The 11,695-nt window shown below is 30.7% G+C and carries 8 protein-coding genes; 5 read left to right on the top strand and 3 right to left on the bottom strand.

Features of this window, described 5'->3' with window-relative positions; all coding sequences use genetic code 11:
* Positions 1 to 52: 52 nt before the first annotated feature.
* Together amt and AC5SL0_RS05200 are read left to right on the top strand one after the other, a co-directional pair.
* Positions 53 to 2,188, top strand: a complete 2,136-nt coding sequence (gene amt / locus AC5SL0_RS05205) for an ammonium transporter (protein ID WP_011281440.1) — start codon at positions 53 to 55, stop codon at positions 2,186 to 2,188.
* A gap of 223 nt (positions 2,189 to 2,411) precedes the next feature.
* Positions 2,412 to 3,260 carry a bile acid:sodium symporter family protein gene (locus AC5SL0_RS05200; RefSeq protein WP_006997859.1) on the top strand — a complete coding sequence of 283 codons (849 nt, stop codon included), beginning with the start codon at positions 2,412 to 2,414 and terminating at the stop codon, positions 3,258 to 3,260.
* Here AC5SL0_RS05200 and AC5SL0_RS05195 read toward each other — a convergent pair.
* Positions 3,253 to 4,221 (bottom strand): MarR family transcriptional regulator, encoded by a 969-nt coding sequence (locus AC5SL0_RS05195; protein WP_027307134.1) that lies wholly within the window; start codon positions 4,219 to 4,221, stop codon positions 3,253 to 3,255. The two genes, AC5SL0_RS05200 and AC5SL0_RS05195, sit on opposite strands and share 8 nt — an antisense overlap.
* A gap of 160 nt (positions 4,222 to 4,381) precedes the next feature.
* On the opposite strand from AC5SL0_RS05195, the gene AC5SL0_RS05190 reads away from it, so the two are divergent.
* Entirely contained in the window at positions 4,382 to 6,556 is a 2,175-nt protein-coding gene (locus AC5SL0_RS05190) for an autotransporter domain-containing protein (RefSeq protein WP_494618037.1), read from the top strand.
* 8 nt (positions 6,557 to 6,564) lie between these two features.
* Here the strand turns inward: AC5SL0_RS05190 and AC5SL0_RS05185 are convergent, their stop codons facing one another.
* Together AC5SL0_RS05185 and AC5SL0_RS05180 are read right to left on the bottom strand one after the other, a co-directional pair.
* Complete coding sequence (locus AC5SL0_RS05185; protein ID WP_006997862.1) at positions 6,565 to 6,909, bottom strand: hypothetical protein; 345 nt, start codon at positions 6,907 to 6,909, stop codon at positions 6,565 to 6,567.
* Complete coding sequence (locus AC5SL0_RS05180; RefSeq protein ID WP_011281435.1) at positions 6,909 to 9,080, bottom strand: autotransporter family protein; 2,172 nt, start codon at positions 9,078 to 9,080, stop codon at positions 6,909 to 6,911. The genes AC5SL0_RS05185 and AC5SL0_RS05180 overlap by 1 nt, the downstream gene beginning before the upstream one ends.
* Before the next feature lie 150 nt (positions 9,081 to 9,230).
* On the opposite strand from AC5SL0_RS05180, the gene AC5SL0_RS05175 reads away from it, so the two are divergent.
* On the top strand, positions 9,231 to 9,371 hold the full coding sequence (locus AC5SL0_RS05175) for a hypothetical protein (protein WP_011281434.1): 141 nt from the start codon (positions 9,231 to 9,233) through the stop codon (positions 9,369 to 9,371).
* A 4-nt stretch (positions 9,372 to 9,375) separates the two neighbouring features.
* On the top strand, positions 9,376 to 11,607 hold the full coding sequence (locus AC5SL0_RS05170) for an autotransporter outer membrane beta-barrel domain-containing protein (RefSeq protein WP_027307132.1): 2,232 nt from the start codon (positions 9,376 to 9,378) through the stop codon (positions 11,605 to 11,607).
* Positions 11,608 to 11,695 lie beyond the last annotated feature (88 nt).

Below are 11,695 nucleotides of genomic sequence, written 5' to 3'. Positions count from 1 at the left end.
AATAAATTTAAAGATGATATTTATAAATTGATAGAAAATGGAAAGTATTAGTTTGGAATCTGTAAAATCGTTTGTTGATACTCTTTGGGTTATTGATTGTGCGATATTAGTTTTCATCATGCAAGCTGGTTTCATGTGTATGGAAACTGGTCTTTCACGACACAAAAATAGTATTAACGTTGCTCTTAAGAATGCTGCTGATTTTGGTTTATCAGTTGTAGTTTTTTGGATTTTTGGTTTCGGCTTAATGTTTGGGACAAGTTATAATGGTTTTTTTGGAACAGATCTTTTTTTCTTTAAAACCGAAAAAGCTGATTACATGACATATTTTGTGTTCCAAGCCATGTTTGTTGCAACTGCTGCAACAATAGTTTCTGGAGCTGTGGCTGAAAGAATGAAATTTAATGGATATTTAATAATAACGATAATTGCAACTGGCATAATTTATCCAATTGTTGGTCATTGGGCCTGGTCATCCAGTTATCTAAATAATATGAATGATACTGTAATGCAGTTATCGGCTGTTACGGGAGAAATTAAAAATACTGGATGGTTAACAGAACTTGGTTTTGTTGATTTTGCTGGTAGCACTATTGTTCATTCTGTTGGAGGATGGATTGCACTTGCTGCTGTATTAATTTTAGGGCCAAGAATTGGTAAATATTCTGAGTCTAATAAAGGTAAATTTACTGGCTCTAGTTTTCCGTTAGCCGTTTTAGGAACCTTAATTTTATGGTTTGGTTGGTTTGGTTTTAATGGCGGAAGTAATGGAGCAATGGATGAAACAGTGCCATTAATATTGATAAATACATTTCTTTCTGCTGCTTTTGGGTTGTTAACTGGACTAGGTATTTCATTTTTATTATTTAAAAAACCAGATCCATTTTATGTAATATTAGGTCCTCTTGCAGGATTGGTTGCTATAACAGCTGGTTGTAATTCAATGACATCAGTTACGGCAATTTTTGTTGGTATTATTGGTGCAATCGTAGCAATTTTTATAAATGAACTGTTAAACAAATATGAGATAGATGATGTCGTAGGTGCAGTGCCAGTTCATTTAGGAGCAGGTGTATGGGGAACTATTTCAGTTGGTTTGTTCAGTGATTTAGAAAAATTAGGAACAGGACTTACAAGGTTAGAGCAAATTGAAGTCCAGGTTATAGGAATATTAGCAATTGGTGCTTTCGCATTTTTTGGATCTTATATTATTTTAAAAATTTTAAATTATTTTTATCCATTAAGAGTAACTCCTTTACAAGAGGAATTAGGATTAAATATTGCTGAACATAATGCAGTTTCAGTAGAACATGATTTAATTTCAATCCTTGAAAAACAGTCTGAAAGTGGAGATCTCTCTGTTAGAGGCCCACAAGATCCTTTCACTGCAGGAGGGGTAATAGGACTTTATTATAATAAATTGATGAACAAGCTTGAGGTTAGCGAAAATGAAAAAGAAAAGTGGCGAAGTAGAATTTCCAAAGAAATAAATTTGGCTGTAAAAGTTCAAGAAAATTTTTTACCAAAAAGAGATTTACAAAATTATCCTGTGCAAGGAATTAATATTGCTTCGAGAGAAGTTTCAGGTGATTTTTTTAGTTTTTATCCCCATAATGATAGTATTAATTTTATAATTGCAGATGTAGCAGGTAAGGGAGTTCATGCTGGAATGGTGATGGCAAAAGCCTCTACTTTATTTGAAGTCATGTCAAGAGATCAGGTAGATCCAGATGAAATGATGCTTCATATGAATAACGATTTATTTCTCACCAAAACATCAGGCATGTTTGTGACATGTGTTCTTGGAAAATATGATTTAATTACCAAAGAAGTTTCATGGGTAAATGCGGGACATCAACCAGCTATCATTAGAGACAAAAATGGTAAATACCAAAATTTTGATAGTGAAGCGCCGCCGATGGGGGTTATTCACCAAAAAAATAAATCAATTTATAAAATTAATAAACAAGTTTTAAATGGAAACAAATTTTATGTTTTTACAGATGGATTGTCTGAAAGTTTAAATGCTGAAGGACAAGAAATAGGTATTGAAGGTTCAATTGAAATAATTGAAGATAACTACACAAAAGATTCGAAGAAACACTTATCAGATATTAGTAAAAAAATAATTGACAGCTCTAAATCTGGAAAATTAAGTGATGATCTTACTTTAATATCAATTGGATAGTTTTTGCTTTTTTTAAACACCATCTTTTAAAAGATAAAAATCTTATAATTTCTTAAGCATCTTAGTGTATTTAGAATAAATCTTTATTAGTTCTTTAATCGAATTAACTTTAATATTTGTAGTTTTTTTTTAGGATTTATCTTGTCATGTTTACAACCGACCAAAATGGGTTGACAAATGATCAAAATGGGTGGAACTATGCATGAAATTTTAAATTAAATTAATGGAAATAGTAACCAACATCGCTCCAATCGCTCTAGCTATTATTATGCTTGGACTAGGAGCTTCTTTAACAGTAGATGACTTTTTAAGAGTTGCAAAAAACCCTAAAGATTTTTTTATTGGTTTTATTTGTCAGTTAATTGTTTTACCAATCGTTGCCTATCTACTTATCATTACCTTAGGTGTGCCGATTGAAATGGCCTTAGGAGTAATGCTAATTGCAGCTGCTCCAGGGGGTGTAACCTCCAATGTTCTTACAAAATTTGCAGAGGGTGATGTAGCGCTATCAATATCACTGACAGCAGTTATGAGCTTATTAAGTATAGTAACAGTGCCATTCATTGTGATCAATTCAATTAATCTGTTTGATATCACCTATGTTGAGAGAGAAATAACAATGGTATCCATTTCTTTAAAAATGTTTTTTGTAGTTACGGTTCCAGTAATAATTGGAATGACTATCAGGCATTTTACTGGTGACCTTGTCATAAAAAATTTGAAGTTTATTCAAAGATTTTCTATTGCATTATTTTTACTTGTTTTTGCTGCAATATATATTGAAGAGTGGGATAAAATTGTAAGCTTTTTAACTCGAGCAGGTTTAATAGCCTTAATATTAAATGTAACTATGATGGTGATAGGATTTTATGTTGCTAAATTTTTTGCATCAGGGACACCTCAACAAAGAGCTATCTCTTTAGAATGTGGTTTGCAAAATGGAACCCTAGCAGTTTTTGTTGCTACTCAATTATTTGATAATATTATTTATATGGTACCCACAGCTGCCTATGCATTAGTAATGATGGCAACCTCCGTAATCTTTGTTTTTATTTTAAGAAAATCTAATTAGTGTTTATTATTTTAATCTGATTAAAAACCTTATACAAAAATTTACCCAAAGCTTTCATATTTTTATCTTGTAATTTAGTGAGCACTTTAAATTGTTTAGTTTGTGTCCCCATAGCAAAGTTATAAAGTTTTTTTTCACTAATATTTAAAAATTTGTTTTCGATTAAAAATTGTAATTTTCTTACAACGGTAGCCCTTGGAATTCCCGTAATATCAGCTATAGAAAATGCGTTAATACCAATGTGATTAGATTTTTGAACTGCTTTAAAATATTTTTGTCTATCTAAATTCTTGTCTTTGAAACCCCTATTTTGAACAGTATTAATCATTACAATTAATCCCACACATATTGTTTCTAAATCCTGAGTTTTAGTATCTGTTTTCCAACGGTTAGAAAATATGAATAAAAATTTGTAAAATTGATACCAACAAAAAGAAAAATTTTCTTTAATTAAATTTGAAATTTGATCTGTGTTTAAAGGTTCTTTAATTATTTTTTTATCTTTTAAAATTTCACTAAACGTAGAAACCAAACTACTAAAATCTTTTAAAGTTATATTAGCTTTTGTTTGTATAAAGCCAGGTCTTTCAATAAAGATCTTTTTTCCTGCTCTTTTAATAATACCTTTTTTCTCTAATTCAGATATTTTTCTTCTTACATTTTCCTTAGGTATAAGAAGGTCTCTTGCAATATCTGAAATATTAATATTTGGAATTTCTAGTGTTTTATCCTTATAAAACGTATCATAATCAACCATTAGTCCATTTTTTCTATAGTGAATAAAGTCTTTATTAATCAGATAAATTAAAATTATATACTTATCGATACCTTTAAAATTTTTATAAGCATTAATAAACCAATGAGTTACCAACGAATAATATGAGGGTGCTAACTGACTAAAATTTTCATTAATAATTTTGAAGATTTGTTCTTCATTAGTTTTATTTGTAATTTTAATCATGATTTCTATTAAAGTCTTACAAGTTGTTTTTTCCACCCATTTTGATCAGTTGTCAACACGACATGTGAGAAAACTCTAAAATGATATTATAGCTAACAAATTTAATTCGATTTGGGCATCAACACGGTTGTATTTATCCTAATTTCATTAATCTGCTAAGGTGAAAAAAATTCTCAAAACATCATTTTTTGTATTTAGCTTTTTAGCATTATTTTATTCTAATGCTTTTGCTTTTTTAGAATTTCAAAAAGAAAAAATACTATCCACAGATGTACCTGGTGTTAGAGGAATAAACTTTAAACTAGACGGAAGCATAATGTATATAACAAATCGTGTTGCAAATCATGATGCCTACATAGTTCAATATTCGCTCAGCACTCCATTCGATATAAGTACAGCAACAAGAACATTTGTTGATGGAGCTGGAACAAAATTAACATGTAGTACAGATATGCAGTTACCACACGCTATTGAATTTAAACCTGATGGAACAAGAATGTTTATAACTACCAACAAAGATCACTCTGGAAATCCTGGAGTTGCAGTCTATCAATTTAAATTAACAACTGCTTGGGATACTTCTACATTGGATTGTGAGAAAATATTTGAAGTAGACATAACGGGTGTTGGCAATGAAGATCAAGTAAGAACTTTAACATTTAAACCTGACGGAACACGTATGTTTGTGGGTGGAAAAACTCAAGATAAAATAAGAGAATATATATTAACAACTCCTTTTGATCTTCGATCTGGAGTTTCAGTGGGTTCTTTATCAGCCAGTCTAGCCAGCTCTTCTGACGGAGGAATGAGAAATATTCAATTGCATTCGGATGGGTCAATTTTGTATGTCGCAGGTGATGGTAATAATAATATACATAAATACACTCTAAGTACACCTTGGGATATCACAACTATTTCTTCTACTTCTACTGAATACGAGCTAGGTAGCAGAGTTAGTCATATGAGAGGCTTTATTTTCACAGCAAATTTTACGAAGTTGTTTGTTACTAATGATGCTGGCTCTACTGCTTCAACAAATAAAATTTTTGAATATAGTTTAGCTTGCGCTGGTACCATTACTTGTATTGATGCCTCAAATAATAATGATGTTAAAGCAATCATTGAAGCAAATGTCGAATTATCAAAACGTATAATTAAGAATAATACGCTTCCAATCTTTCACCGAATTGAATGGTTAAGAAGACATAAAAACAAAGACAATCTTTCAAATCTTAATGCAGAAATTGATTTTACAAATGAAAAAATATCAAAATTAGTTAGTGCTCTTAAAAGCTCAAAAAAAGAAGTTGATAGAAGTTATGAGAGTGAGGATTGGTTTCAGTGGAGTGAAGGTAGAGTTAGTTTGGGTAAAAATAAATCTATAAATTCATCATCAAGAGATTTTCACAGCTATGGTATCTCAGTTGGTGCAGATAAAATTAAAGATGATGACAGAGATGCTATGCATGGATACGTCTTTCAGTATGCAAACGATAATGTTGATATTGGAAGTAGTGGAACAAAATTAGAGACAGATGCATATAGTTTTGCCCTATATGATACCAAACTTAGAGATGATCACGTTTTTACAGATGCATTAATTGGAGTTAGTTTACTAGATATAGATCAAAAAAGGGTTATTTATGGTAACATTTTAGAGGGAAACCGAGAAGGTCAACAGATATATGGATCATTTAATTTTGGAAAAAGAATAGTTGATGAAGATTTAAATCTCAATCCAGGTATTAAATTAGATTTAGGGTACACAAAACTAAAAGCATTTAGAGAAAGAACTGTTGTTGGAGATAGTTTAGCTGATGCACTACTTTATAAAGAGCAAAATATTAAATCAGCATTAATAACACTTGGTGTCCTTTTAGATAAAACAGATACAGATAAAGAAGAAGATGAAATTATTAATCACCATGGTCGATTAGAATATATTACTGATCTAAGTCCATCATCAGATGCAGAATTTTATTATCTAAATAGTCAAAGTACTGTTTACAATTATAATGTAGAAAATAAGTCCAAACATAATCTTAGAATTGGGTACGGTTTTGATGTCACTTCCATAACAGGATGGTCATTCGTTGGAAATTTTGAGAGACTTCAATCTAATGGAAAAGGTTATAGTAATGACATTTATTTATCTGTAGGGTATGTTCCAATAGACGCAATGAAATTTGTATTTGATTTGAATAATTTTGAAAATACTAGTTTCTCATATAAGAATAACATAAATGGATTTGATTTAAAGATGAGCTCTAATTATAATTTTATAAGTGATGTACCTGACTATGGCACAAATATAGAAATTTCAAATAAATTTTGATTTAATAATTATTCTATAACTTCAATTTCATTAATAATGCTTACAATTTTTCCACCTATAAGGACGGCGTTCACTCTTGCGCATTCATAGTATGCAGAGGAGCTCTCTTCTGCTGTTTGTTTCATTTCTAAACATCTAGATTTATTCTTAGTTAATAAATGTTCATATAACTCTGGTGGGTCACCTAAATACATCATGAGACCAATTACTTCACCTTCTTTTTCAAAATCTGCTTTTTCTTCTATAGCTGCAACCCTGTCATCAACACCAATTTCAAAATTTTGAAATGCAACAAAGCCTTTATAAAAAATAAAAGCTAAAGCTAAGTAGAAAACTATTTTTATTTTACTCATTAAAATTTACTTAATATAGATAAGTTAGCATTATGATTTTCTTGATTTGAAAAATTATTTTCTAAATCAAATTCTAAATCAAATACACCTAGTGCTTTAGAAATTTTAAAGCTCGAAGTCATTTCTTCATCAAGACCAAGTGCAAACTCTGTTTCTTTTCTATATAAAAAGCCTGCTGATAATGTAAATTTATTAATATAACCATGACCCTTGATTTGCTGTCTTTCGTAATCAGTACTAATTATTAACCCTTGGTCATGCTTAAAATCTAAACCAAGTCCTGCTGTGTATATATCTCTATTTTTGTTATCAGCTTGATATTCAAAACTTTCACTGTTTGATACGTAGCTTGTTACCACCTTAGAGCTTGAGGCAAACTCTTTACTGTATTCAAGATTAATTCTAGATCTTACAGTTGAATTTTCTAGATCAACATCTTGGTCTATTAATACTCCTAAAGAAGCCATTAATGAACTGATGTCTTGATCATTATAACTAAGTGCTGCAATGCCACTTTCTGTATAACCATTAAGTGCTGTATAACTTCCATCGATACGACCTGTTGGAGTAATAATTAAATCACTATTTTCATATTCTTTTCCAAAATTAAGTGAACCAAAAACCTGTTTACCTTCACGTTCACCCTTATTTGCGTCGGTATTTCCGTCATATTTTCTTGCAATATTGCTATCTAAATAACTAACTCCAAAAACGTGTTTTAAATAATTACTGTTTTCTAAACTGTTAATTCCATAAAGAGATAAACTTAATGCATTTGTATCAACTTTAGAACCAAAGGTTCCAACATCAACATCAGTGCTACCCACTCTTAAAGCAACTCCTAATATTTTATCATCATCCATTTTTGTATCAACACCCACAGTTATACCAAGGCTATCAATATCTTGAGCAGAACTTAAGGAGCTCTCACCAATTTTTCCAAAACTAATGCTACCTTCGGACCATACCTCCCAATCATTAGGTAAAATTTGATCTAATTTTTGAAGTGGGTTTAATTTAGCTTGTGCGGAACTTAAAACATTATTGGATACTTTCTTTAATAATTCATTTTGAAAGTTTAACTCTATATTTTGTGCACTTGCGTTGTAGTATTTATTCGCTCTTAAAATAGATAATCTTTTTAAAGCAGACTGACTTGAATCTTTAGCAAAATTTTTAGCAGTATTAATTTGTGCATCAACTACACCCCTTACATCTTTATTTTTTTGTGGGGCTCCACACGTTGATGAACTAACAACTGCAAAAGGACAGCTTAAGCTATACTCATTTACATTGTCAGCATCAGTAAGTGTATGCCAATCTAAGTGATACATTTTTGTTCCAGAACTATTGAAAGCAAAGCCACTTAACCTTTTATTTGTAACTGGAAATGTCGGTGAGACTGTACCAGTTAATGTTGCGCTTGATAGATCGAAAGCAGTAGATAAAGCATATTCATCAATTTTATTGTCTTGTTTTACTATAAATATTTTTGATCCATCATTATTAAAACCTAGTCCCTGATGACTAGCACTCCTTGCATTACCAAGTGTGTTGGCTACAGAACCTTTAGTATCAGGGTTATATGGTGTTGAAAGATTGTATTCTTCTACCCGCTGAGCAGTATTATCCAAAATAAACATTTTTGTTCCATCATTATTAAAAGCTAATCCTCTTGGGTTATCACCACCAACTTCAGTAAAAGTGGTATTTGCTGGAGTGATCGATCCAATATCATATGGTGTACTTAAAGACCATCTATGAATCCCATTTCTAGCAGCATCCACTCCATCTATTACTCCAGTTCCCGTTCCTAAAAGAAAAATTACAGTTCCATCTGAATTAAATTTTACATCTTGTGGTTTATCCTGTTCTACTTGGATTAACACAGACTTTTCAAAAGCTGCTGAAGTAACATCAAAAGCTGTAGTTAAATTATATTGTAGTATTTTTCGCATATTTATTCCTGTAATAAACATTTTGGTACCATCAGGATTAAATGTTATCCCAGTAGGTGAAGTTTCTTTGTCTTGGACATTAAAATTAGCAATAAATGTAGGTTCAGCTAAAGCTAGTGATGAAAAAAATAAACTAAATAAAACTAAAAATACTTTTAGTTTAAGAGCACCTTTTATAATTAATTTTTTACTTTTTTTTATTAAATTAAGCATCTTGATTTATTAAAATTTATATATTTGAATTTTTGATGAAGATTATTTTATCCTCGATAAAACGCACTCAATATTAGAATTTCTGCCCGTTTTGAGCACTTAAAAGAGCTGAAAAACCGCTAAATTAAATTTTATATAGTATTTTTCATTATGGTATTTTTTTTAAGAAAATTAGCTGTCGGTTCACTTGTGTCATCATTTTTTATTTTGATGCAAGCACAAGCTGGAATAGTTGAAGTGGTAAATAAACAATTTAAAGACCTGAGTATTAAATTGTCAACAACATTTTAATCTTATGAAATTTATAAAAAACTTTATTTTAATTTTATTATTTATACTTCCCATCTCAAATTCATTTGGAGCTATGGTTACCAAAATACAGTCAGCAGCAGTCAATGATAGGAGTGACTTTATAAACGGCATCCATTTTAATTCTGATGGAACAAAAATGTTTACAGTGACCCAAAGAAAAGTTTCAGCAATTTCTAGTGTTTATGCACATATAAATGAATATGATTTAAGCACACCATTCAATGTCTCTACAAAAACTTATGCGAGTGATGATGAGGTATGTATATTAAATAGTGGTGACACGACTTCGGGTCCTATTAGTGCTATTACTGATCTAGAATTCTCTAATGATGGATTGATGCTGTTTGTGTCTAGGGGAAATGCTAAAGGTACTGCAAATGATGATAGAGTATTTAGATTTGATTTAACTTCCCCCTATGATGTTTCAACATGTGCATTCGCAAATCAAACTTCAGACCTTGATACTGGTACTCTACAAGATGGTAGTAATGCTGGAGATATTACTGAGGGAACTAATAACAGACTTCAAGGTATTGAGATTAATAATGATGGAACAAAATTATTTGCAATTTTTCATGGAGCGACGGGTCAAGACACAAGATTATTAGAGTACCAACTTTCAACTGCATACGATCTAAGTACCATATCAATTATTACAGATGCAGGAATAGAACTAAATGATGAAGTATCAAACCCTCAAGGAATAAGATTTAGTCCAGATGGAAAAAGATTTTGGGCTGTTGATCACAATGGTAGTACACAAGATGTAACTCAAATTTCCCTTGATGTGGCTTTTTCCACTTCTTCATTTACAATAGACGGTACAGTTTCAATATCTAGTGATATTACTCAACCAAGAGGAATTGCATTTAGTGCGGTTGGTCTTAAAATGTACATTGGTAGTGACAGAGATGAAAACGGAAAGGATGAAGTTTTTGAATTTGATTTAGTGTGTCCTTTTAATATTATTGAAGGAAAATGTCCGAGTATCACAACAGGTGTCAGAACTGGAATAGCTATTGCACAAATAGAAGTTGCAACAAGAACTATAGAACACTCAACGGACACTGCTTTAAATAGATTAAAGTGGATTAGAAGAAACAAAGATAATCAAAACTTAACTAATCTTAATTTAGATCTTAATTTTACCAATCAAATGCTTGCCTCTCTTACTAAAGTTGTAAAAACCTCAGCTACTACAAAGAAAAAAGATAAACAACAAGACGTATTTTATTGGAGCGAAGGAAGTATTGCAGTTGGCAGAGTTGGAGAGACAAATGTTTCTTCATTTAAAAAGATTAAAACTAACGCAATTACAGTTGGAGCAGATAAATTTACCAAAAATAATGGCATAAGGGGGCTTGCTTTTAGGTTTGGTAAAAATGATGTTGATGTTGGCTCAGCTGGAAGCAATTTAGATACGAATACTTATAATTTAACCCATTATTCCTCATCCCCAATTGAAGATGATACAAAATTTATAGACACAGTTATTGGAGTAGGTGTCCTTAATTCAGATATTTTATCAGTGCTTGATGGTGAACGTGTAACAGCTGATAGAAAAGGTAGACAAATATATGGAACAATTAAATTAAAAGATGAGATTAAGAAAAATAATTTAATTCTAATCCCTTCTGGACAAATAGACCTTGGTTACACTTTATTAGATGGTTATCAAGAAAGTGGTAACACTGCTATGAAATTTAAAAAGCAAGGCATTCGATCAAGAAATGCAAGACTTTCAATTGCTGCAGTTGATGAATTAAAAAATGAAAAATATAAAATTAGAAAGCATGGAAAATTAGAATACAAAGCAAACTTAAATCGTTCTTCTAATATAAAATATTCTTACGTCTCTGATGCAACAAGTGGTGAATTTGATACCAAGTTAAACTCAGGTGCTTTACACAATTTAAATGGTGAATTAGGTATAGATATAATTTTACCAGATAGTTTTAGTATCTTTTTAATCTATGAGAGAAATCAAGCATTAGGCACCGGTCATACTGATAAAATACATTTAGCTATAGGATATTTACCAAACAGAAAAACTAATTATGCTTTTAAATTAGCAGGCTCAGAAAATTTAGGATCTGAATTTAAGATAAGTAAAAATATTAATGATTTTGAAATTGATTTTAAATTAAACAATCAAGATGTATTGAAACCAAATACTTTTGATGAAGCAACGATTAATTTAAAGAAAATCTTTTAATAATCATTAATATTTTTATAGATCGTACGTTTTAAACCTTGATATGAGTTACGAAGATATGATTTTCAGTATTGCAAATACTGGTTTG

Source organism: Candidatus Pelagibacter sp. PS_16 (genome assembly GCF_059417965.1).
This window is presented reverse-complemented; position numbering and strand designations above follow the sequence as displayed.